Consider the following 21,097-nt stretch of genomic DNA (forward strand, 5'->3'; position numbering starts at 1 on the left):
CGCACTCCAGCGGGAGCAAGCTCCCTCGCCACAGGTCTATCGTTTGACCATTCAGCCCTTCATTACTTGTGCAAGCAGCTCGTAGGAATGAATCCGGTCTGCGTGCTCATACAGGTCACTGGTAAAAATCAGCTCATCGGCACCGGTCTGCTCGATCAACACCTCCAACTTGCCGCGAATCTTCGCCGGGCTGCCCACCATGGCCAAGCCGAGGAAGCTACCGACCGCATCTTTTTCATGGGGCAACCACAGGCCGTCCATGGTTTTTACTGGAGGGCGCTGCACCAGGCTCTGGCCGCGCATCAAAGCGAGGATGCGCTGGTACACCGAGGTGGCCAGGTAATCGGCCTGCTCATCGGTGTCGGCCGCCACCAGCGGAATGCCGAGCATCACGTAGGGCTTGTCCAGCACGGCTGAAGGCTTGAAGTGATTGCGATACACGCGAATCGCCTCATGCATCAAGCGCGGTGCGAAATGGGAGGCGAAGGCGTAAGGCAAGCCACGCTCACCGGCCAATTGTGCGCTGAACAGGCTTGAACCCAGCAGCCACACCGGCACATTGGTGCCGGTGCCCGGTACCGCGATAACCCGTTGGTCGGGCGTACGCGGGCCGAGGTAGGCCATCAGCTCGGCCACATCTTGGGGGAAGTCATCGGCACTGCCGGAGCGTTCACGGCGCAGGGCGCGGGCGGTCATCTGGTCGGAACCGGGCGCGCGCCCCAGGCCCAGGTCAATACGACCGGGGTAGAGGCTTTCCAGCGTACCGAACTGCTCGGCGATCACCAGTGGCGCGTGGTTTGGCAACATCACCCCGCCAGACCCCACTCGAATAGTCGAGGTGCCCCCTGCCAGGTAACCGAGCAGTACCGAGGTGGCCGAACTGGCGATGCCGTCCATATTGTGGTGCTCAGCTACCCAGAAACGGTGGTAGCCGAACTTCTCCACATGCTGGGCCAGGTCCAGGGAATTGCGCAGCGACTGCGCCGGGCTGCCGTTGGCGCGTACGGGCACCAGGTCGAGGGTCGAGAACTTTACGTCGGACAGCGATTTCATAAGCCTGCTTCTCCAATGGGGGCGCAGGCTTTCTAGACGAACCAAAACCTGCTGCTTCATGTGCATGTTCTATGCAATGAGGGCATATACCCGAGATTCAATAGGCGGCTCTGAAATTTCCTACTGGATTGCTAGGTTTCTCTTACGAATGAACTTTGTTTTGACGTCTATCCTCAGAACCCTTACCGACGCAAAACCACCGTTCGAGGAGAAAGCTATGAGTATCGTTAAAAAGGCATCCGCGCATTGGGAAGGCGACCTGAAGACTGGCCTGGGCTCCATTTCCACGGAAACCGGCGTGCTGCGCGAAGCGCCCTACGGCTTCAAGGCCCGCTTTGAGGGCGGCAAGGGTACCAACCCTGAAGAATTGATCGGCGCGGCTCACGCCGGCTGTTTCTCCATGGCGTTTTCCATGATTCTCGGCGACGCCGGGCTCAAGGCTGACAGCATCGACACCCAGGCCGAAGTGACTCTGGACCAGGTCGAGGGCGGCTTTGCGATTACAGCAGTGCATCTGATCCTGAAAGCCAAAATCCCAGGCGCGAGCCAGGCGCAGTTCGATGAACTGAGCAAAAAGGCCAAGGAAGGGTGCCCGGTGTCCAAGGTGCTGAATGCGACCATCACCTTGGATGCCACGCTGGTCAACTGATACAGCGGTAATCCATGTGGGAGCGGGCCTGCTCGCGAATGCGGTGGATCAGCCGATATCTTCGGTGGCTGACACTCCGTATTCGCGAGCGAGCCCGCTCCCACATGTTTAGTTCTGCGTTAAATCAGAACTCGTGTTTGCAAAATGTGGTCGAATAGCCCATGCAGCCTAGGCGCACACTCGTGCGCAGCGCATTCAGGGAGCTCCACACATGAAACGTTTTGCCTTGGCAATCATCTGCGGTGTATTGGCCACTTCGGCCGTGGCCGCGCCAAAAGATTGTGAAGAGCTCAGGAAAGAAATCGAAGTGAAGATCCAGGCCAAGGCGATTCCGTCCTACACCCTGGAAATCATCACCGCCGAAGAAGCCAAGAACCATGACGAAGCCATGATTGTCGGCTCATGCGAAAACGGCACCAAGCGCATCATCTATCAAAAGAACAACGACTGACTCAGATGCAGTTCACGCTGCGCTCTTCGGCCAATAGCTGGCGGGTTGAGTCGTACAGCCGGATGTTGGGCGTGAACGCCAGTGAGCGCCCTTCCAGCACATAGCGCTGGCCGGCCTGAAAGTTGTTGTACTGCAGCGTCATGAAGCAGGTGCGATACATCATCTGGCTGAGGCCACCCAGGCCGCCGCCGGCGGGCACTTCAAAGTCAAAGCGCACCATCAGCTCGTGAGGGCCGGGAGGCATTTGAAAAAAGCGCCCGTCGTCGAGGTTTTTCCCGTCCAGACGCTGAGCCATTACCAACTTGGAACCCGGGGTGGGCGTGGTGAAATCGACCCAGGCCTGCTGCGGGTCCACGGGGGGGATGGGGGTCGAGGCGCAAGCGCTGAGGAATACAGCGGCGACGGGAAGCAAGAGCGGGCGCATGGCAAGTACTCAACACGAGAAGAGGCTTGAGTATAAACACGCCACGCCGTGGAAAAATCCCCTGCAAGCGCGATAGTCTGGCGAACCCATCATCCAGGAGCAGTCAGTGCATGATCAGGCGTTTTCTTCCAGGGCTGATGGTTGTGCTGCTCAGCGGCTGTTCCAGTGTCAGTTATTACAGCCAGTTGGCGAGTGGCCAGTGGCACCTGTTGCGGGCCCGGGAGCCGGTTGCCGAGGTCATCGCCGACCCTGCTCGCCCGCCACTGCTGCGCGAGCATCTGGCTCAATCGCAGAAAGCTCGAACCTTTGCCAGTGAACACCTGCATCTGCCGGACAATCAAAGTTACCGGCTCTATGCCGATATTGGCCGACCCTATGTGGTCTGGAATGTCTTCGCCACGCAGGAATTTTCCCTGTCGCCACAGAACCATTGCTTTCCCATCGCCGGTTGCGTCGCCTATCGCGGCTACTACAACCAGGGCGCGGCGCGGGGCGAGGCGGCGCTGTTGCGGCAACAGGGCATGGATGTGTCGATCGGCGGCGTGGAGGCCTATTCCACCCTGGGCTGGTTCAACGACCCGATCATGAGTTCGATGATGAGCTGGGGCGATGAGCGCCTCGCCACGCTGATCTTCCATGAGCTGGCCCACCAGCGCTTCTACATGAAGGACGACACCGAGTTCAACGAGTCCTATGCCAGTTTTGTCGAGCAGGAGGGCACGCGCCAATGGCGTGCGGCGCGGGGCCTGGCGCCTGTCGGCGATGCGGCGTTGAAGCAACGCGATCAATTTATCCGGCTGATTCTCGATACCCGTAGACGCCTGGAGGCGTTGTACGCGCAGCCGTTGGCAGCGGACGCGATGCGCCGGGCCAAAGTGGCGCAATTCGAGCAGTTGCGCAGCGAATACCGGCACCTGCGCGATAGCCAATGGGAGGGTGACAAGCGTTATGACGCCTGGATCAACCAGCCCATGAACAATGCCCGCCTGTTACCGTTTGGGTTGTATGACCAATGGGTGCCGGCGTTTGCGGCGTTGTTTGCGCAGGAAGGCGGGGATTGGGTGAGGTTTTATGCGGCGGTGGAGCGGTTGGGTGGGTTGCCGGTGGAGCAGCGTAAAGCGGCGTTGAGGCAGTTGGAGACGGTTGGCCGTTAGGGCCTCTTCGCAGGCAAGCCAGCTCCCACAGTTGACCGATTTTCAACATGAGGATGCGGTCAACTGTGGGAGCTGGCTTGCCTGCGAAATCGCTCTTAAGACCTCTGCAAAAACGCCTGATGCATCTGGTCCAGCGTCTCGAAATGCCAGGTCGGTGCCTCGGCACTCAGCTCTTCAAAACTACCAAACCCATACCCCACGGCGGCCGAATCCAGCCCATTACTGCGTGCGCCGATCAGGTCATGCTTGCGATCACCGATCATCAAGGTGGTGGCCGGGTCCAGCCGTTCCTCACGCATCAAATGCGCGATCAACTCGACCTTGTTGGTACGCGTGCCGTCCAGTTCGCTGCCGTAGATCACCTTGAAGTACTTGGCAAAGTCGAAATGCCGCGCGATCTCGCGGGCAAATTCCCACGGTTTGGAGGTGGCTACGTACAGCTGGCGCCCTTGGCTGTTCAGCTCTTCCAATAACGGCATGACGCCGTCGAACACGCGGTTTTCGTACAGGCCGGTGACCTTGAAGCGCTCACGGTAGAAATTCACCGCCTCCCATGCCTTGGCCTCGTCGAAGGCGTAAAACTGCATGAACGCCTGCAGCAAGGGCGGGCCGATGAAGTGTTCGAGTTTAGTCAGGTCGGGCTCATCAATGCCCAGTTTGGCCAGGGCGTACTGGATCGAACGGGTAATGCCCTCGCGTGGGTCGGTGAGGGTGCCGTCCAGGTCGAATAGGACGGTGGGGTGATGCAGGGTCATTGATCGAATCCTTCAGCCAGGTGCAGGTCTTTGAGCTTCACGTAGTTCGCAGCGCTGTAGGTGAAAAAGGCGCGTTCTTTGTCAGTCAATGCGCGAACCTGTTTGACCGGGCTGCCCACATATAAAAAGCCGCTGTCGAGTTTCTTGCCTGGCGGCACCAGGCTGCCGGCACCGATGATCACGTCGTCTTCAACCATGGCGCCATCCATCACGATACTGCCCATGCCGATCAGGACGCGGCTACCCACGGTGCAGCCATGCAGCATGACCTTATGGGCGATGGTCACATCGTCGCCGATCAGCAACGGGAAACCTTCAGGATTGAACGGCCCGGCATGGGTAATGTGCAGCACACAGCCGTCTTGCACGCTGGTGCGCGCACCGATGCGGATGCGGTGCATGTCGCCGCGAATCACTGTCAGCGGCCAAACCGAGCTGTCAGTGCCGATTTCGACATCGCCGATCACCACCGCCGAAATATCGACAAACGCCCCGGCGCCGAGGGTTGGCGTGTGGTTCTGATAGGTGCGAAGGGTCACGATAGCCTCTCTCTCTTCTGCTGATAGCTGCGGTGGGTGTTGATTGTAATTAAGATGGCCCCATCTTTGTTCTACATGTTTCTTCAGCCAAGGTGCCCACCGTGAGCGCGAACAACCCTCTTTTGCAGTCCTACGACCTGCCGCCGTTCTCGGCGATCCGTGCCGAGCACGTGCAGCCGGCCATCGAACAGATCCTCGCCGACAACCGCGTGGCAATCGCAGAGATCCTGCAAAGCCAGGGTAAAAATCCGACGTGGGCAGGCCTGGTCCTGGCCATGGATGAACTCAATGATCGCCTTGGCGCGGCCTGGAGCCCGGTCAGCCACCTCAATGCCGTGTGCAACAGCGCCGAACTGCGCGAAGCCTACGAGGCGTGCCTGCCGGCATTGAGCGCCTACTCCACCGAAATGGGCCAGAACCGTGAGCTGTTCCAGGCCTTCGAAGCCCTGGCCAACAGCCCGGAAGCTGCCGGTTTCGATGTGGCGCAAAAAACCATTCTGGAACACTCCCTGCGTGACTTCCGCCTGTCGGGTATTGATTTGCCGCCGGAGCAGCAAAAACGCTACGCCGAGGTGCAGAGCAAGCTGTCCGAGTTGGGCAGCAAATTCTCCAACCAGTTGCTGGACGCCACCCAGGCCTGGACCAAGCACGTCACTGATGAGGCGACACTTGCCGGCCTGACTGATTCGGCCAAGGCGCAAATGGCTGCCGCCGCCCAGGCCAAGGGCCTCGACGGCTGGCTGATCACGTTGGAATTCCCCAGCTACTACGCCGTCATGACCTACGCCCAGGACCGCGCCCTGCGTGAAGAGGTGTACGCCGCCTACTGCACCCGTGCCTCGGACCAAGGCCCGAATGCCGGTCAGAACGATAACGGCCCGGTGATGGAACAGATCCTCGACCTGCGTCAGGAACTGGCCAAATTGTTGGGTTATGCATCGTTCTCCGAGCTGAGCCTGGCCACCAAGATGGCCGAATCCAGCGACCAGGTGCTGAGCTTCCTGCGCGACCTGGCCAAGCGCAGCAAGCCGTTCGCCGCCCAGGACCTGCAGCAACTCAAGGCCTACGCCGCCGAGCAAGGCTGCGCCGATCTGCAGAGCTGGGACAGCGGTTTCTACGGCGAAAAACTGCGTGAGCAGCGCTACAGCGTGTCCCAGGAAGCGCTGCGCGCCTACTTTCCCATCGACAAAGTGCTGGGCGGCCTGTTTGCCATTGTGCAGCGCCTGTACGGCATCGAGATCGCTGAGCTTAAAGGCTTCGACACCTGGCACCCGGATGTGCGCTTGTTCGAGATCAAGGAGAATGGCGAGCACGTCGGACGTTTCTTCTTCGACCTGTATGCCCGCGCCAACAAGCGTGGCGGTGCCTGGATGGACGGTGCCCGTGACCGCCGCCGTACCCTTGATGGCGTGCTGCAAAGCCCCGTCGCCAACCTGGTGTGCAACTTCACCCCGGCTGACAGCGGCAAGCCTGCCCTGCTGACCCATGATGAAGTCACCACTCTGTTCCACGAATTCGGCCACGGCCTGCATCACCTGCTCACCCGCGTGGAGCACGCCGGCGTATCCGGTATCAACGGTGTGGCGTGGGACGCGGTGGAACTGCCGAGCCAATTCATGGAGAACTGGTGCTGGGAGCCTGAAGGCCTGGCGCTGATCTCCGGCCACTACGAAACCGGCGAGCCCCTGCCCCAGGACCTGCTGGAAAAAATGCTCGCGGCGAAAAACTTCCAGTCCGGCCTGATGATGGTGCGTCAGCTGGAGTTCTCGCTGTTCGACTTTGAACTGCACGCCACCCATGGCGATGGTCGCAGCGTGGCCCAGGTACTTGAAGGCGTGCGCGATGAAGTCTCGGTCATGCGTCCACCGGCCTACAACCGCTTCCCCAACAGCTTCGCTCACATCTTCGCCGGCGGTTATGCGGCGGGTTACTACAGCTACAAATGGGCGGAAGTGCTGTCGGCGGACGCGTTCTCCAAGTTTGAGGAAGACGGCGTGCTCAACGCCCAGACCGGGCGTGCCTTCCGTGAAGCCATCCTGGCCCGTGGCGGCTCCCAGGCGCCGATGGTGCTGTTCGTCGATTTCCGCGGACGCGCGCCGTCGATTGACGCACTCTTGCGCCACAGCGGTTTGAGTGAGGACGCGGCAGCATGAGTGAAGGGCCTGTGATTACCAAAAAGCAATTTATCGCCGGGGCGGTCTGCCCGGCGTGCAGCGAGCCGGACAAGTTGAAGATGTGGACCGAAGACAGCGTGCCGCACCGCGAATGCGTGGCCTGCGGGTATACCGATACGCTGAATGATCAAGGCCTGTCGGTGCCCAAGGAATTGGGCACTAGGGTCAATACTTCCGCGTTGAAAGCGCCGGCCGATCCTAAGGTGCAAGCGGTGCAGTTCTTCCCGAACCCCAAGCTCAAGAAAGTCTAGCGCTCGTAAGCAATCTGAAAATGTGGGAGCGGGCTTGCTCGCGAAGACGGTATGTCAGTCATGGAATGATTGCCTGACCACCGCCTTCGCGAGCAAGCCCGCTCCCACTTTTTTTGCCCGCGTTTTGTCTCATATCCCAGCAGAATTGTTTCTGGGAATGATTAGCCTGCTATCATTTGTAACTGTTGATTGCCGCTGCAAGCTATCCTTTGCATCGGTTGGATCCAATGCGCCAGCTCAAAAAGACAAGCCACTCTCCAGAAGCGGCTGCCAAACCCGTGACCACATGATGAGGTGTACCCATGTCTGATCAAGATCAAGACAACCCCCGGCGTGACTTTTTACGCAAATCCTTGACCTTGATCCCGGTGGTCACGGTTGCCAGCACCGGCCTTGGCGGTTCGATGTTGATGGCCACGCCGGAACCGGCCCAGGCCGAGCCGGCCAAACCCGCGGTCAGCGACAAAGCCTACGAGCCAAGCTATTTCACGGCCGAGGAATGGGCGTTTATCAACGCCGCCGTCGAGCGCTTGATTCCCGCTGACGCCCAAGGCCCAGGTGCCCTGGAAGCTGGCGCGCCGGAATACATCGACCGCCAGATGAACACCCCTTACGCCAGTGGCGCCCTGTGGTTCATGCAAGGCCCGTTCAACGCTGATGCGGCGCCGGAGATGGGCTGGCAAAGTAAATTGGTACCCAAGGAGATCTATCGCCTCGGCATTGCTGCTACGGATGCTTGGTCGAAAGCGTTCAACGGCAAAGCTTTTGCTGCGCAAGACAGCGCTACCCGAGACGATATGCTGAGACGCCTGGAGGCTGGTGGCAGTGAAGTTGCTGCGCACTTCGACGCCGTGCCGCCCAAGATGTTCTTCAACCTTTTGCTGCAAAACACCAAGGAAGGTTTCTTCTGCGACCCTATCCACGGCGGTAATAAAGGCATGGTCGGCTGGACCATGATCGGCTTCCCCGGCGCCCGCGCCGATTTCATGGATTGGGTGGAACGCAACGAGCAATACCCCTTCCCGGCTGTTTCCATTCGCGGAGAGAGGGCGTAAACGTGGCGACCATCATGAAGAAAGTGGATGCTGTGATTGTGGGCTTCGGCTGGACGGGCGCGATCATGGCCAAAGAGCTGACAGAAGCGGGCCTCAACGTGGTAGCGCTGGAGCGCGGCCCGATGCAGGACACTTACCCAGACGGCAACTATCCCCAAGTCATCGATGAATTGACCTACAGCGTGCGTAAGAAGCTGTTCCAGGACATCTCCAAAGAAACAGTGACCATTCGCCACAGCGTGAATGACGTCGCCCTGCCCAATCGTCAGTTGGGCGCGTTCTTGCCGGGTAATGGCGTTGGTGGTGCGGGGCTGCACTGGTCGGGCGTGCATTTTCGCGTTGATCCCATCGAACTGCGCATGCGCAGCCATTACGAAGAGCGCTACGGGAAGAACTTCATTCCCAAGGACATGACCATCCAGGACTTCGGCGTCAGCTATGAAGAGCTGGAGCCGTTTTTCGACTATGCGGAAAAAGTCTTTGGCACCTCCGGCCAAGCCTGGACGGTCAAGGGCCAACTGGTCGGTGAAGGCCGTGGCGGCAACCCCTACGCGCCGGATCGCTCCAACCCGTTCCCGCTGGAGGCGCAGAAAAATACTGTCTCCGCCCAGCTGTTTCAGAAAGCGGCGACCGACGTAGGTTACAAACCATACAACCTGCCTTCGGCCAATACGTCGGGGCCGTATACCAACCCCTACGGTGCGCAGATGGGCCCGTGCAACTTCTGCGGGTTTTGCAGTGGCTACGTGTGCTACATGTACTCCAAGGCTTCGCCGAACGTGAACATCCTGCCGGCCTTGCGGCAGGTGCCCAACTTCGAGCTGCGGCCCAATTCCCACGTGCTCAAGGTCAACCTCGACAGCACCAAGAAGAAAGCCACCGGCGTGACCTACATCGACGCCCAGGGCCGCGAGTGTGAACAACCGGCTGACCTGGTGATTCTTGGCGCCTTCCAGTTCCATAACGTGCGCCTGATGCTGCTGTCCGGCATCGGCAAACCCTACGACCCGATTACCAACGAGGGTGTGGTAGGCCGCAACTTCGCCTACCAGAACATGGGCACCATCAAGGCGTTCTTCGACAAGGACACCCACACCAACAACTTTATCGGCGCGGGCGGCAATGGTGTGGCCATCGACGACTTCAACGCCGACAACTTTGACCATGGCCCCCACGGCTTCGTGGGTGGTTCGCCGATGTGGGTCAACCAGGCGGGCAGCCGGCCGATTGCCGGTACGTCCAACCCGCCGGGTACGCCGGCCTGGGGCAGTGCCTGGAAGCGCGCCACCGCCGATTATTACACCCATCAGGTCTCAATGGATTCTCACGGTGCCCATCAATCCTACCGGAGCAACTACCTGGATCTGGACCCGGTTTACCGCGATGCCTACGGCCTGCCGCTGCTGCGCATGACCTTCGACTGGCAAGAAAACGACATCAAGATGAACCGCTTCATGATGGAAAAAATGGGCAAAGTGGCCCAGGCCATGAACCCCAAGGCCATCGCCGTGCTGGGTAAAAAGGTTGGTGAGCATTTCAATACCGCCTCCTACCAGACCACCCACCTCAACGGCGGCGCGATCATGGGCACCGACCCGAAAACCAGTGCGTTGAACCGCTACTTGCAGAGCTGGGATGTGCACAACGTCTTTGTCCCTGGTGCTTCCGCTTTCCCACAAGGCTTGGGCTACAACCCGACCGGCCTGGTGGCAGCGTTGACCTATTGGTCGGCACGAGCGATTCGCGAGCAGTACCTCAAAAACCCCGGCCCACTGGTTCAGGCATAAGGAGCGATGACCATGAAAGCACTCGTTATCGCCTCCCTGGCGCTGTTCAGCAGCTGCTCGATCAGCGCCGCCGAAACCGATCTGATCAAGCAGGGTGAATACCTGGCGCGCGCCGGCGACTGTGTCGCCTGCCATACCGCCAAGGGTGGAAAGCCCTTCGCTGGCGGCCTGCCGATGGAAACGCCCATTGGCGTGATCTACTCCACCAACATCACCCCGGACAAAACCGGTCTGGGCGACTACAGCTTCGAGGATTTCGACAAGGCCGTGCGCCATGGCGTCGCCAAGAACGGTAGTACGCTTTACCCGGCGATGCCCTACCCGTCTTACGCACGTGTCAGCGACAGCGATATGCAAGCGCTGTATGCGTACTTCATGAAGGGTGTCGAACCGGTTGCCCAGGAAAACAAGGACAGCGATATTCCCTGGCCCCTGAGCATGCGTTGGCCGTTGGCGGCCTGGCGCTGGATGTTTGCCCCGGCAGTCGAGGCGCATCAGCCGCAAGCCGCTGCCGACCCGGTGATTGATCGCGGTGCCTACCTGGTGGAAGGTCTCGGACATTGCGGCGCCTGCCATACGCCGCGTGCCCTGACCATGCAGGAAAAAGCCCTGAGTGCCACTGACGGCAGCGCTTTCCTCTCTGGCAGTGCGCCGTTGGAAGGCTGGATTGCCAAAAGCCTGCGCGGCGACCACAAGGACGGCCTCGGCAGCTGGAGCGAAGAGCAACTGGTGCAGTTTCTCAAGACCGGCCGCAGTGACCGCAGTGCGGTGTTCGGCGGTATGAGCGATGTTGTCGTCCATAGCATGCAGTACATGTCGGAAGATGACCTGACCGCTATCGCGCGATACCTCAAGAGCCTGCCGGCGGTCGATCCCAAGGACCAGCCGCACCAGTACGACAAGCAGGTAGCCGAAGCGCTCTGGAAAGGTGATGACAGCAAGCCGGGCGCCTCGGTGTATATCGACAACTGCGCGGCCTGCCACCGCACCGACGGCCATGGCTATACGCGGGTATTCCCGGCGCTGGCGGGCAACCCGGTGTTGCAGACGGCAGATGCCACGTCGTTGATCAACATTGTGTTGAACGGCGGCACCTTGCCGGCCACCCATGCGGCGCCGTCAACCTTCACCATGCCGGCGTTCGCCTGGCGTCTGTCGGACCAGGAAGTGGCGGATGTGGTCAGTTTTATCCGTGGCAGCTGGGGCAACCAGGGCGCGCCGGTCAAGGCGAGCGATGTGGCGGACCTGCGCAAAAACGATCTGCACACCACCTCGGGCGATGACCTGGGGCAGGTGACGCAAAAGCACTGATAAGCTCGCTGGCCGCCCAACGGCACTGGTCAGAAACCTCGCGCCTCGATACTGTATATAAAAACAGTATCGAGGCGTTTTCATGTCTACTGCGCTGCCGCCCCGTGGCCGGGGTACGGCCACCAATCTGCATAATCGCTTTGCACCCACCGTCAGCGTGGCCGAGGACGACGGTTGGTACCAGGAAGTACCGCCGACCCAAGGCACCGAAGTGCGTATCGAAACGGCCAAGACCATCATCACGCGCAACAACTCGCCGGACTTGCCGTTTGATCGGTCCATCAACCCGTATCGTGGTTGTGAACATGGTTGCATCTACTGCTATGCGCGGCCCAGCCATGCCTATTGGGACATGTCGCCCGGGCTGGACTTTGAAACCAGATTGATTGCCAAGAGCAATGCGGCCGATGTGCTGGAACAGCAGCTGTCGAAGCCGGGCTACGTGTGTGCGCCGATCAACCTGGGCTCCAATACCGATCCGTACCAGCCAATCGAGCGCGAATACCGGATCACCCGGCAAACCCTTGAAGTACTGCTGCGCTACCGCCACCCGGTGACTATCATCACCAAGGGCTCGCTGATCCTGCGCGACCTCGACCTGCTGACCGAGTTGGCCCGCCAGCGGCTGGTGGCGGTGATGATCAGCCTTACCAGCCTGGACGACGAGCTCAAGCGCATCCTGGAACCGCGCACGGCGGCCCCCAAGGCACGGCTGCGGGCGATTCGGGTAATGCGCGACGCAGGTATCCCGGTGGGCGTGCTTTGTTCGCCAATGATCCCGATGATCAACGACAGCGAGCTGGAGAGCCTGCTTACCGAAGCTCACGCGGCCGGCGCACAAAGCGCGGCGTATATGATGCTGCGCCTGCCGTTGGAGGTGGCGCCGTTGTTCGAGGAGTGGCTGGCGGCCCATTACCCCCAGCGAGCCGCCCATGTGATGAGCCTGGTGCGTCAAGTACGCGGGGGTGAGGTGTATGACAGCCGGTTTGGCGTGCGTATGCGCGGTGAAGGGCCGTTTGCCGATTTGCTGGCGCAGCGTTTCAGCAAGGCGATCAAGCGTCTGGGGCTGAATCGGCGGGAAGGGTTCAACCTTGATTGCACGGCGTTTTGCCCACCGGGCAGGCAGATGGCTTTGTTGTAGACTGAGGGAGAGACGTGCACCTTTGCTGTAGGAATAGTCGCTTTTTGACATCACTGAAACCCGCGTTCTAGAGCGGTTCATTCAGTTTGAGTTAAGTTTCGACGGTTACCTTGTTCAGCGAGTGACTGATGAGTCGGCGGCCTGGCCGGTGCTTGTTTTACAACTATTTCACCGCCATGGCGTCGAACTGACCTGAACCCTCCCCTGCATTGATCAAGAGGATGAATCATGAGTGACAAGGATAAACAGCCGTTGGCTGCGTCGGCTTCAGCCCCTCAGGTGGCGGAATCCGCCGATGCAGCGCTGCAGCATATCGTTGACGGCTTTTTGCATTTCCATCACGACGTCTTCCCCCAGCAGGAAGAACTCTTCAAGAAACTCGCCACCGCCCAGAGCCCACGGGCGATGTTCATCACCTGCGCCGACTCGCGCATCGTGCCCGAGCTGATCACCCAGAGCTCCCCAGGCGACCTGTTCGTGACCCGTAACGTCGGTAACGTGGTGCCGCCCTACGGCCAGATGAACGGCGGTGTTTCCACGGCTATCGAATACGCTGTGCTCGCCCTTGGCGTACAGCACATCATCGTGTGCGGGCATTCGGACTGCGGCGCCATGCGTGCCGTGCTCAACCCCGACAGTCTGGAAAAGATGCCAACGGTCAAGGCCTGGTTGCGTCACGCCGAGGTCGCCAAGACCATGGTCCATGACAACTGCGACTGCGCCAACGAAGGCGAGAGCATGGCGGTGCTAACCGAAGAAAACGTCATCGCCCAACTGCAACATTTGCGTACCCACCCTTCCGTGGCTTCGCGCATGGCCAATGGTCATTTGTTTATCCATGGTTGGATCTACAACATCGAGACCAGCGAAATTCGGGCCTACGATGCGGACAAAGCGGCGTTCCGACCGCTGAACGGCACCGAGCCGATCCCTTCAGCGACGCCTAAAGCGCGCTTCTAAAACACTTCCCTGCCGGGTAATGCGGTGGCTGCCATGGATGCAGCCAGGCTTTACCGCGCCCGGCGAATGCCTCGGGAGAGTCATCATGCGTGCTGCTCAATTGAAAGCTGTATTGCCACGGGAGCTGCTTGCCTCGGTGGTTGTTTTTCTGGTCGCCTTGCCACTGTGCATGGGCATCGCGATTGCGTCCGGCATGCCGCCGGCCAAGGGCCTGATCACTGGCATCATCGGCGGCCTGGTGGTGGGCTGGTTGGCCGGCTCGCCGCTGCAGGTCAGCGGCCCGGCGGCGGGTCTGGCGGTGCTGGTGTTCGAGCTGGTGCGCCAGCACGGCATGCTGATGCTGGGGCCGATCCTGTTGCTGGCCGGCTTCCTGCAATTGGTGGCCGGGCGTTTGCGCCTGGGCTGCTGGTTTCGCGTCACCGCGCCGGCGGTGGTCTACGGCATGTTGGCCGGGATTGGCGTGTTGATCGTGCTGTCGCAGGTTCATGTGATGCTCGACGGCGCGCCCAAGCCATCAGGGCTGGATAACCTGGCCGGCTTCCCGGCAGCGCTGGCTGCAGCAATTCCTACCTTCGGCGGCGGGCTCGGCTGGCAGGCTGGCGTACTCGGTTTGTCGACGATGTTGGTGATGTACCTGTGGGACAAATTCCGCCCGCAACAACTGCGGTTTGTGCCTGGCGCGTTGCTTGGCGTGGGCCTGGCGACTGTTGCCAGCCTGGTGCTGGCGTTGCAGGTCAAGCGCGTGGAAGTCCCGGAAAACCTGGCGGACGCTATCGACTGGCTGCGCCCCAGCGACTTGCTGAACCTGGCAGATCCACAGTTGCTGATCGCGGCATTCGCCGTGGCGTTTATTGCCAGTGCCGAAACCCTGCTGTCTGCCGCGGCGGTGGACCGCATGCACAGTGGTCAACGTTCCGATTTCGACAAGGAATTGTCGGCCCAAGGTGTGGGCAACATGCTCTGCGGCCTGGTGGGAGCATTGCCCATGACCGGCGTGATCGTGCGCAGCTCGGCTAACGTCCAGGCCGGGGCAACCACGCGTCTGTCGGCGATGTTCCATGGCCTGTGGCTGCTGGGTTTCGTGCTCTTGCTGTCGAGCGTGCTGCAGAGCATTCCGGTCGCGAGCCTGGCGGGTGTGCTGGTGTACACCGGCATCAAGCTGGTAGACGTCAAGGCGTTCAAGGCGCTGGGCCGCTATGGGCGGATGCCGATGTTCACCTATGCGGCCACCGCGCTGGCAATCATCTTCACCGATTTGCTGACCGGTGTGCTGGTAGGGTTTGGGCTTACATTGGTGAAGCTGGCTTTCAAGGCGTCGCGCCTGAAAGTCAGCCTGATCGACCTGCCTCAGGAAGGTGAGATGGAGCTGCGTTTGACGGGGGCGGCGACCTTTCTGAAGGTGCCGGCGTTGACTCAGGTGTTGTCGGCGGTACCTGCGGGGACCACCCTGCATGTGCCGTTGAGCAACTTGAGTTACATCGACCACTCTTGCCTGGAGTTGCTGGAAGAATGGGGCCGGGCCAATGCGGCCAAGGGCTCGACGTTGGTGATCGAGGCTCGCGGTTTGAAGCGTCGGCTGGAAGGTCGGGTGAGAACGACAGTGGGGATCGGCTCAGCGCCTGCCTGACCCCCTCAAAAAACTGTGGGAGCCGGGCTTGCCCGCGATGGCGGTGGCTCAGTCAACTAATCTGTTGGCTGATACTCCACCAATCGCGGGCAAGCCCGGCTCCCACAGTTGATCTTTGTAAGCCGGACGATTTACGCAGGTTGATCCAGCGACAGCTCAACCCCAAGCTGGCGCGACAGGCACGGCCAGCGCTTCCAGGACGCTTCGGTCTGCGGGCTCTTGAGCTGTTCGCGATAGGCCTCGACCGACTCCAACGCAAAGCTTTCCTCGTTAAGCATCTCATCCACCGCCAGGTGCACGGCTTCATCCAATTGGTTGGCGAAGTCTTCACCGATCAGTTGGTGGGCGATCACGTTGGCCACGGTGGTATCCGCTGGAATCAGCGGCTGGCCAAAATGCTTGATATACAGATCGTTCACTTCTTCGACCAGGCGATGCGCCAGGTAGGCCTCATCCAGCAGGCCATCAAGGCCGTCGTGGCCGGCCAGAATCGCTGGCGGCTGCAGGAAAAAATGTTCAGCGATTTTCAGTACCGGTTTGATCTGGCTTTCAATCCCGGCCTCACGGGCCACGTCATTGGCGGCGTCGAGCAAGTCAGGAACCAGGTCGATGTAGGCGGTCACAAAGCGCGTCATGACGATATTGCGATCCTCGTCAGCCAGGGAAATGGCCGAGTGCAGGTGCGGCAATTGTTGTTCCAGCTGAATGGCAAGCTGGCCGGTGCTGGCTTCGTGTTGATGGGCACGGGAAATCTGCTCGCGCAATGCGGCGGTGTTCATGAAGGCTCCAGTGAAGCAGGCGTAGGAAAAGGGAGAAGATAAGGTAGTTCGTTTATACGAGCGCCTAAGACGCATTTGTCATAATTATTTCATGGTTATAGGCAGGGGTTATATCGAAATGCCATCGTTCGTCGGATAAACGATTCCGCCGCCCATTTTACGGGCTCCGTCTGTCTGTTTCTATTCATTTGCCCCCACACATTGCGGGGTTGCTACGGCTGTCTATACTCGATTTTGTACGCAATTAGCTGATGACGCCCAACTGCATGACGCAGGCAAGGCTTGGCGGTTGTAAGCAGTATGGAAGCCGCTCCCTTCGCCGCAGGTGCAAACCGGCGGGATAACAAGAAACATAAAGGGGAACCCGCAATGACGCGACATCCACACGTTTGGATGGGCCTCCTGTTGTGGTCGGTATTCGGCCAGGCGCACGCCGCCTGGACTACGAATATGGCGCCAGGGGCTACTGAAGTCAGCCACGCTGTGTTTGACCTGCACATGACCATTTTCTGGATCTGTGTGGTAATCGGCATCGTCGTGTTTGGCGCGATGTTCTGGTCGATGATCCTGCACCGCCGGTCCACGGGCCAGGTAGCGGCGAAGTTCCACGAAAGTACCACCGTGGAAATCCTCTGGACCGTGGTGCCCTTGCTGATCCTGGTGGCCATGGCCATTCCGGCCACCAAGACCCTGATCAACATCTACGACAGCAGTGAGTCGGATATCGATATCCAGGTCACCGGCTATCAGTGGAAGTGGCACTACAAATACCTGGGCCAGGATGTGGAGTTCTTCAGCAACCTGGCCACACCCGCCGAGCAGATCCATAACCAGGCCACCAAGGGCGAGCACTACCTGTTGGAAGTCGACCAGCCGCTGGTATTGCCGGTGGGCGCCAAGGTGCGCTTTCTGGTGACCGCCGCCGATGTGATTCACTCCTGGTGGGTGCCGGCCTTTGCGGTCAAGCGCGATGCTATCCCTGGCTTCGTCAACGAGGCCTGGACCCGCGTCGAGAAGCCCGGCATCTACCGTGGTCAGTGCGCCGAACTGTGTGGCAAGGACCATGGCTTCATGCCCATCGTGGTGGAGGTCAAGTCCAAGACCGACTACGACACCTGGCTGGGCGAGCGCAAGGAAGAGGCCGCCAAGCTCAAGGAGCTGACCTCCAAGGAGTGGACGCTGGACGAACTGGTGGCCCGTGGCGACAAGGTCTATCACACCACTTGCGTGGCCTGTCACCAGGCTGAGGGCCAAGGCTTGCCACCGATGTTCCCAGCGCTCAAAGGCTCGAAAATCGCCACGGGGCCGGCCAAAGACCATCTGAGCATCGTGTATCACGGCAAGCCCGGCACCGCGATGGCAGCTTTCGGCAAGCAGCTCTCGGAAGTGGATATCGCCGCTGTGGTGACCTATGAGCGTAACGCCTGGGGCAATAACAAAGGCGACATGGTCACGCCCAAAGACGTGCTGGCTCTGAAACAGGCGGAAAGCAAATGACGACTTTCATTGCCAATGCCCTGAATCGTCCCGCTCACTCGCTTGCAGGAGAACGGCCATGAGCACTGTGATCGACCATGGTCATGCCGACCACGCCCACGGCCCCGCCAAGGGCCTGATGCGCTGGGTGCTGACCACCAACCACAAAGACATCGGCACCATGTACCTGTGGTTCGCCTTCACCATGTTCCTGCTCGGCGGCTCGTTCGCCATGGTGATCCGCGCCGAGTTGTTTCAGCCTGGCCTGCAGATCGTGCAGCCGGCGTTCTTCAACCAGATGACCACCATGCACGGCCTGATCATGGTATTCGGCGCGGTGATGCCGGCGTTTGTCGGCCTGGCCAACTGGATGATCCCGCTGATGATCGGCGCGCCGGACATGGCCCTGCCGCGCATGAACAATTTCAGCTTCTGGCTGCTGCCGGCGGCGTTCCTGCTGCTGGTGTCCACCTTGTTCACGCCCGGCGGCGGGCCGAATTTCGGCTGGACCTTCTACGCCCCACTCTCCACCACCTATGCCCCGGAAAGCGTGACGTTCTTTATCTTTGCCATCCACCTGATGGGCATCAGTTCGATCATGGGCGCGATCAACGTGGTCGCCACCATCCTCAACCTGCGTGCGCCGGGCATGACCCTGATGAAAATGCCGCTGTTCGTGTGGACCTGGCTGATCACCGCGTTCCTGCTGATCGCGGTGATGCCGGTCCTGGCGGGTTGCGTGACCATGATGCTGATGGATATCCACTTCGGCACTAGCTTCTTCAGTGCGGCCGGTGGTGGCGATCCCGTGCTGTTCCAGCATGTGTTCTGGTTCTTCGGGCATCCCGAGGTGTACATCATGATCCTGCCGGCCTTTGGCGCGGTGAGCTCGATCATCCCCACTTTCTCGCGCAAGCCGCTGTTCGGTTACACCTCGATGGTCTACGCCACCGCGAGCATCGCGTTCCTGTCGTTCATCGTGTGGGCGCACCACATGTTCGTGGTGGGCATTCCGCTGGTGGGCGAGCTGTTCTTCATGTACGCCACCTTGCTGATCGCCGTGCCTACGGGCGTGAAGGTGTTCAACTGGGTCAGCACCATGTGGCAAGGCTCACTGACGTTCGAAACGCCGATGTTGTTTGCGGTGGCCTTTGTGATCCTGTTCACCATCGGCGGCTTCTCCGGGCTGATGCTGGCGATTGCCCCGGCGGACTTCCAGTACCACGACACCTACTTTGTGGTGGCGCATTTCCATTACGTACTGGTGCCCGGCGCGATCTTCGGGATCTTCGCTTCGGCTTACTACTGGCTGCCGAAATGGACCGGCCACATGTACGACGAAACCTTGGGCAAGTTGCACTTCTGGTTGTCTTTCGTGGGCATGAACATGGCGTTCTTCCCCATGCACTTTGTGGGGCTGGCCGGTATGCCGCGCCGGGTGCCGGACTACAACCTGCAGTTCGCTGACTTCAATATGGTCTCGTCCATTGGTGCCTTCATGTTCGGCGCCACGCAGATCTTCTTTCTGTTCATTGTCATCAAGTGCATCCGTGGCGGCCCGCCTGCGCCGGCCAAACCGTGGGATGGCGCCGAAGGCCTGGAATGGAGCGTGCCCTCGCCGGCGCCGTATCACACCTTCACCACGCCGCCGGAGGTCAAATGAAGCCCTCCCTATACTCCCCCTGTGGGAGCGGGCTTGCCCGCGATGGCGGTATGTCAGGCGCTGAATCTACCTGCGTTGAGATCCTCATCGCAGGCAAGCCAGCTCCCACAGAAAGTCCAAAGCCAGGTGGGCGCCATGGCTGACTCAGTCCCGCTCAAGCGCCTGGTCACCCGCCTGCTGATTTTGGTGTTGGCGATGTTCGCCTTCGGCTTCGCCCTGGTGCCGATCTACGACGTGATGTGCAAGGCGTTCGGCATCAACGGCAAGACCGCCGGGCAGTACGAGGGTGAGCAAATGGTTGACCCCTCGCGCCAGGTGCGGGTGCAGTTTCTGTCCACCAACGCCATCGACATGGTCTGGGAATTTCACTCCAAGGCCGATGAGATTGTGGTCAACCCCGGAGCAGTCAACGAGATGCTGTTCGTGGCCTACAACCCCACTGATAAGCCGATGACCGCCCAGGCAATACCCAGTATTTCCCCGGCCGAAGCGGCGATGTACTTCCACAAGACCGAATGCTTTTGCTTCACCCAGCAAGTGTTGCAGCCCGGTGAGCGCATTGAGATGCCCGTACGTTTCATCGTCGACCGCGCGATGCCCAAGGATGTGAAGCATTTGACCCTGGCGTACACGCTGTTCGATATCACTGCGCGCCAGCCGCCCGTGGCCGTCAGGACCGGGGGCTAGCTACTGTTTGCCCCCTCAATCAGGAGAGCGAATACATGTCGACTCATGATACGTACTACGTACCAGCGCAAAGCAAATGGCCAATAATTGCCACGATTGGCCTGCTGGTCACCGTGTATGGCCTGGCCGTGTGGTTCAACGACTTGAAGGCCGCGCGCCCCGAATCCCACGGGCCGTGGGTCTTTTTCGTCGGCGGTTTGTTGCTGGCCTACATGCTGTTTGGCTGGTTTGGCGCGGTGATCAAGGAAAGTCGCGCCGGGCTGTACAGCGCCCAGATGGACCGCTCGTTCCGCTGGGGCATGACCTGGTTCATCTTTTCGGAGGTGATGTTCTTCATCGCCTTTTTTGGTGCGCTGTTCTACGTGCGCGTCTGGGCTGGGCCTTGGTTGGCGGGCGAGGGGCCCAAGGGCATTGCCCATATGCTGTGGCCGAACTTCGAGTTTGCCTGGCCCCTGCTGAACAACCCCGACCCCAAGCTCTACCCAGCGCCCAAAGGCACCATCAGCCCCTGGGGCCTGCCATTGGTCAACACCATCCTGCTGGTGAGTTCCAGCGTGACCATCACCATTGCCCACCATGCCCTGCGCAAAGGCCATCGTGGTGCACTGAAACTCTGGTTGGCGATCACCGTGCTGCTGGGCCTGGCGTTTCTTGGGTTCCAGGCCGAGGAATACATCCACGCCTACAAAGAGTTGGGCCTCACCCTGGGTTCGGGCGTGTACGGCGCGACGTTCTTCATGCTCACGGGCTTTCACGGCGCCCACGTGACCATCGGCACCATCATTCTGTTTGTGATGCTGATGCGCATCCTGCGCGGGCATTTCAATGCCGAGCACCAGTTCGGTTTCGAGGCGGCCAGTTGGTATTGGCACTTTGTGGACGTGGTGTGGATCGGGCTGTTTTTCTTTGTCTATGTGCTGTGACGCCGGTTACCACGGCGCATGAGAGACCAATTGGCCGCTGAAAAAACCCCAGGCGATCAAGCCCACGGTGATCACGGCCAGCGTGACACGCACGGTCAAGGCGGTGACGAGGCGGTTGGAGTTGCCCTCGTCCTTGACCAGGAAGAACAAGCCACTGAACAGGCTCACGACGGTCGCGATCAGCATCAGGGCAATGGCGGCTTTGAGCATGGTCTGGCTCCGGGCTAATTGGGGAGGG

At 60.0% G+C, this 21,097-nt stretch carries 21 protein-coding genes; 15 read left to right on the forward strand and 6 right to left on the reverse strand.

Going from position 1 to position 21,097, the window contains the following annotated elements:
• Positions 1 to 51 precede the first annotated feature (51 nt).
• Positions 52 to 1,053, reverse strand: a complete 1,002-nt coding sequence (locus tag JJD66_RS01610; RefSeq protein WP_200647475.1) for an LLM class flavin-dependent oxidoreductase — start codon at positions 1,051 to 1,053, stop codon at positions 52 to 54.
• Between the two features lie 217 nt (positions 1,054 to 1,270).
• On the opposite strand from JJD66_RS01610, the gene JJD66_RS01615 reads away from it, so the two are divergent.
• Positions 1,271 to 1,702, forward strand: coding sequence for an OsmC family protein (locus JJD66_RS01615; RefSeq protein WP_003187311.1), 432 nt, complete (start codon positions 1,271 to 1,273; stop codon positions 1,700 to 1,702).
• Positions 1,703 to 1,913: 211 nt separating this feature from the next.
• Complete coding sequence (locus JJD66_RS01620) at positions 1,914 to 2,153, forward strand: DUF1161 domain-containing protein (protein ID WP_003187312.1); 240 nt, start codon at positions 1,914 to 1,916, stop codon at positions 2,151 to 2,153.
• A gap of 1 nt (position 2,154) precedes the next feature.
• Here JJD66_RS01620 and JJD66_RS01625 read toward each other — a convergent pair whose 3' ends face one another.
• A complete protein-coding gene (locus tag JJD66_RS01625; RefSeq protein WP_200647476.1) occupies positions 2,155 to 2,577 on the reverse strand; it encodes a PA0061/PA0062 family lipoprotein in 423 nt (140 codons plus the stop codon).
• Between the two features lie 110 nt (positions 2,578 to 2,687).
• Between JJD66_RS01625 and JJD66_RS01630 the strand changes: the two genes are divergently transcribed.
• On the forward strand, positions 2,688 to 3,731 hold the full coding sequence (locus JJD66_RS01630) for an aminopeptidase (RefSeq protein WP_200647477.1): 1,044 nt from the start codon (positions 2,688 to 2,690) through the stop codon (positions 3,729 to 3,731).
• Between the two features lie 95 nt (positions 3,732 to 3,826).
• Here JJD66_RS01630 and JJD66_RS01635 read toward each other — a convergent pair whose 3' ends face one another.
• Positions 3,827 to 4,486: an HAD family hydrolase gene (locus JJD66_RS01635; RefSeq protein ID WP_057975186.1), complete on the reverse strand. Its 660-nt coding sequence runs from the start codon at positions 4,484 to 4,486 to the stop codon at positions 3,827 to 3,829.
• Positions 4,483 to 5,025, reverse strand: a complete 543-nt coding sequence (locus JJD66_RS01640) for a gamma carbonic anhydrase family protein (RefSeq protein ID WP_198715744.1) — start codon at positions 5,023 to 5,025, stop codon at positions 4,483 to 4,485. The genes JJD66_RS01635 and JJD66_RS01640 overlap by 4 nt, the downstream gene beginning before the upstream one ends.
• Before the next feature lie 101 nt (positions 5,026 to 5,126).
• Between JJD66_RS01640 and prlC the strand changes: the two genes are divergently transcribed.
• The 8 genes from prlC to JJD66_RS01680 all read left to right on the forward strand — a co-directional run bounded on the left by prlC (position 5,127) and on the right by JJD66_RS01680 (position 15,331).
• On the forward strand, positions 5,127 to 7,178 hold the full coding sequence (gene prlC / locus JJD66_RS01645; RefSeq protein ID WP_200647478.1) for an oligopeptidase A: 2,052 nt from the start codon (positions 5,127 to 5,129) through the stop codon (positions 7,176 to 7,178).
• Positions 7,175 to 7,450: a YheV family putative zinc ribbon protein gene (locus JJD66_RS01650; protein ID WP_105225283.1), complete on the forward strand. Its 276-nt coding sequence runs from the start codon at positions 7,175 to 7,177 to the stop codon at positions 7,448 to 7,450. Before prlC ends, JJD66_RS01650 begins: the two co-directional genes overlap by 4 nt.
• A 302-nt stretch (positions 7,451 to 7,752) precedes the next feature.
• Positions 7,753 to 8,505, forward strand: coding sequence for a gluconate 2-dehydrogenase subunit 3 family protein (locus JJD66_RS01655; RefSeq protein ID WP_003187325.1), 753 nt, complete (start codon positions 7,753 to 7,755; stop codon positions 8,503 to 8,505).
• Positions 8,506 to 8,507: 2 nt separating this feature from the next.
• Positions 8,508 to 10,292: a GMC family oxidoreductase gene (locus tag JJD66_RS01660; RefSeq protein ID WP_032894333.1), complete on the forward strand. Its 1,785-nt coding sequence runs from the start codon at positions 8,508 to 8,510 to the stop codon at positions 10,290 to 10,292.
• 12 nt (positions 10,293 to 10,304) lie between these two features.
• The gene (locus JJD66_RS01665) at positions 10,305 to 11,603 is read left to right on the forward strand and encodes a cytochrome c (RefSeq protein ID WP_198715742.1); all 1,299 of its coding nucleotides are present in this window, start codon (positions 10,305 to 10,307) and stop codon (positions 11,601 to 11,603) included.
• An 82-nt stretch (positions 11,604 to 11,685) separates the two neighbouring features.
• Positions 11,686 to 12,744: a PA0069 family radical SAM protein gene (locus tag JJD66_RS01670; protein ID WP_105225287.1), complete on the forward strand. Its 1,059-nt coding sequence runs from the start codon at positions 11,686 to 11,688 to the stop codon at positions 12,742 to 12,744.
• Between the two features lie 228 nt (positions 12,745 to 12,972).
• Positions 12,973 to 13,704 (forward strand): carbonic anhydrase, encoded by a 732-nt coding sequence (locus JJD66_RS01675; RefSeq protein WP_003187331.1) that lies wholly within the window; start codon positions 12,973 to 12,975, stop codon positions 13,702 to 13,704.
• Positions 13,705 to 13,789: 85 nt separating this feature from the next.
• Positions 13,790 to 15,331: a SulP family inorganic anion transporter gene (locus JJD66_RS01680; protein ID WP_105225288.1), complete on the forward strand. Its 1,542-nt coding sequence runs from the start codon at positions 13,790 to 13,792 to the stop codon at positions 15,329 to 15,331.
• 131 nt (positions 15,332 to 15,462) lie between these two features.
• Here JJD66_RS01680 and JJD66_RS01685 read toward each other — a convergent pair whose 3' ends face one another.
• Positions 15,463 to 16,110, reverse strand: a complete 648-nt coding sequence (locus tag JJD66_RS01685; protein WP_105225289.1) for a hypothetical protein — start codon at positions 16,108 to 16,110, stop codon at positions 15,463 to 15,465.
• A 369-nt stretch (positions 16,111 to 16,479) separates the two neighbouring features.
• Here JJD66_RS01685 and coxB point away from each other — a divergent pair, with 369 nt between their 5' ends.
• The 4 genes from coxB (at position 16,480) to JJD66_RS01705 (ending at position 20,859) form a co-directional block, all read left to right on the forward strand.
• Positions 16,480 to 17,607 (forward strand): cytochrome c oxidase subunit II, encoded by a 1,128-nt coding sequence (gene coxB, locus JJD66_RS01690; protein ID WP_200647479.1) that lies wholly within the window; start codon positions 16,480 to 16,482, stop codon positions 17,605 to 17,607.
• A 58-nt stretch (positions 17,608 to 17,665) separates the two neighbouring features.
• The gene (gene ctaD, locus JJD66_RS01695; RefSeq protein ID WP_003187339.1) at positions 17,666 to 19,249 is read left to right on the forward strand and encodes a cytochrome c oxidase subunit I; all 1,584 of its coding nucleotides are present in this window, start codon (positions 17,666 to 17,668) and stop codon (positions 19,247 to 19,249) included.
• Between the two features lie 135 nt (positions 19,250 to 19,384).
• Complete coding sequence (locus tag JJD66_RS01700) at positions 19,385 to 19,936, forward strand: cytochrome c oxidase assembly protein (RefSeq protein WP_003187340.1); 552 nt, start codon at positions 19,385 to 19,387, stop codon at positions 19,934 to 19,936.
• A gap of 35 nt (positions 19,937 to 19,971) precedes the next feature.
• Positions 19,972 to 20,859, forward strand: coding sequence for a cytochrome c oxidase subunit 3 (locus JJD66_RS01705; protein WP_105225290.1), 888 nt, complete (start codon positions 19,972 to 19,974; stop codon positions 20,857 to 20,859).
• Between the two features lie 6 nt (positions 20,860 to 20,865).
• Here JJD66_RS01705 and JJD66_RS01710 read toward each other — a convergent pair whose 3' ends face one another.
• A complete protein-coding gene (locus tag JJD66_RS01710; RefSeq protein ID WP_003187345.1) occupies positions 20,866 to 21,069 on the reverse strand; it encodes a twin transmembrane helix small protein in 204 nt (67 codons plus the stop codon).
• Positions 21,070 to 21,097: the final 28 nt, after the last annotated feature.

Source organism: Pseudomonas sp. MF6751 (genome assembly GCF_016613265.1).
GTDB lineage: Bacteria > Pseudomonadota > Gammaproteobacteria > Pseudomonadales > Pseudomonadaceae > Aquipseudomonas > Aquipseudomonas fluorescens_BV.

What these genes read in the sequence shown, in the direction of transcription:
- JJD66_RS01700 (WP_003187340.1), top strand. Translation starts at nt 19,385, where the DNA reads ATGGCTGACTCAGTCCCGCTCAAGCGCCTGGTCACCCGCCTGCTGATT.
- JJD66_RS01625 (WP_200647476.1), bottom strand. Translation starts at nt 2,577, where the DNA reads ATGCGCCCGCTCTTGCTTCCCGTCGCCGCTGTATTCCTCAGCGCTTGC.
- JJD66_RS01610 (WP_200647475.1), bottom strand. Translation starts at nt 1,053, where the DNA reads ATGAAATCGCTGTCCGACGTAAAGTTCTCGACCCTCGACCTGGTGCCC.
- JJD66_RS01675 (WP_003187331.1), top strand. Translation starts at nt 12,973, where the DNA reads ATGAGTGACAAGGATAAACAGCCGTTGGCTGCGTCGGCTTCAGCCCCT.
- JJD66_RS01710 (WP_003187345.1), bottom strand. Translation starts at nt 21,069, where the DNA reads ATGCTCAAAGCCGCCATTGCCCTGATGCTGATCGCGACCGTCGTGAGC.
- JJD66_RS01705 (WP_105225290.1), top strand. Translation starts at nt 19,972, where the DNA reads ATGTCGACTCATGATACGTACTACGTACCAGCGCAAAGCAAATGGCCA.
- JJD66_RS01680 (WP_105225288.1), top strand. Translation starts at nt 13,790, where the DNA reads ATGCGTGCTGCTCAATTGAAAGCTGTATTGCCACGGGAGCTGCTTGCC.
- JJD66_RS01635 (WP_057975186.1), bottom strand. Translation starts at nt 4,486, where the DNA reads ATGACCCTGCATCACCCCACCGTCCTATTCGACCTGGACGGCACCCTC.
- JJD66_RS01630 (WP_200647477.1), top strand. Translation starts at nt 2,688, where the DNA reads ATGATCAGGCGTTTTCTTCCAGGGCTGATGGTTGTGCTGCTCAGCGGC.
- coxB (WP_200647479.1), top strand. Translation starts at nt 16,480, where the DNA reads ATGACGCGACATCCACACGTTTGGATGGGCCTCCTGTTGTGGTCGGTA.
- JJD66_RS01670 (WP_105225287.1), top strand. Translation starts at nt 11,686, where the DNA reads ATGTCTACTGCGCTGCCGCCCCGTGGCCGGGGTACGGCCACCAATCTG.
- JJD66_RS01615 (WP_003187311.1), top strand. Translation starts at nt 1,271, where the DNA reads ATGAGTATCGTTAAAAAGGCATCCGCGCATTGGGAAGGCGACCTGAAG.
- JJD66_RS01665 (WP_198715742.1), top strand. Translation starts at nt 10,305, where the DNA reads ATGAAAGCACTCGTTATCGCCTCCCTGGCGCTGTTCAGCAGCTGCTCG.
- ctaD (WP_003187339.1), top strand. Translation starts at nt 17,666, where the DNA reads ATGAGCACTGTGATCGACCATGGTCATGCCGACCACGCCCACGGCCCC.
- JJD66_RS01685 (WP_105225289.1), bottom strand. Translation starts at nt 16,110, where the DNA reads ATGAACACCGCCGCATTGCGCGAGCAGATTTCCCGTGCCCATCAACAC.
- JJD66_RS01655 (WP_003187325.1), top strand. Translation starts at nt 7,753, where the DNA reads ATGTCTGATCAAGATCAAGACAACCCCCGGCGTGACTTTTTACGCAAA.
- JJD66_RS01620 (WP_003187312.1), top strand. Translation starts at nt 1,914, where the DNA reads ATGAAACGTTTTGCCTTGGCAATCATCTGCGGTGTATTGGCCACTTCG.
- JJD66_RS01650 (WP_105225283.1), top strand. Translation starts at nt 7,175, where the DNA reads ATGAGTGAAGGGCCTGTGATTACCAAAAAGCAATTTATCGCCGGGGCG.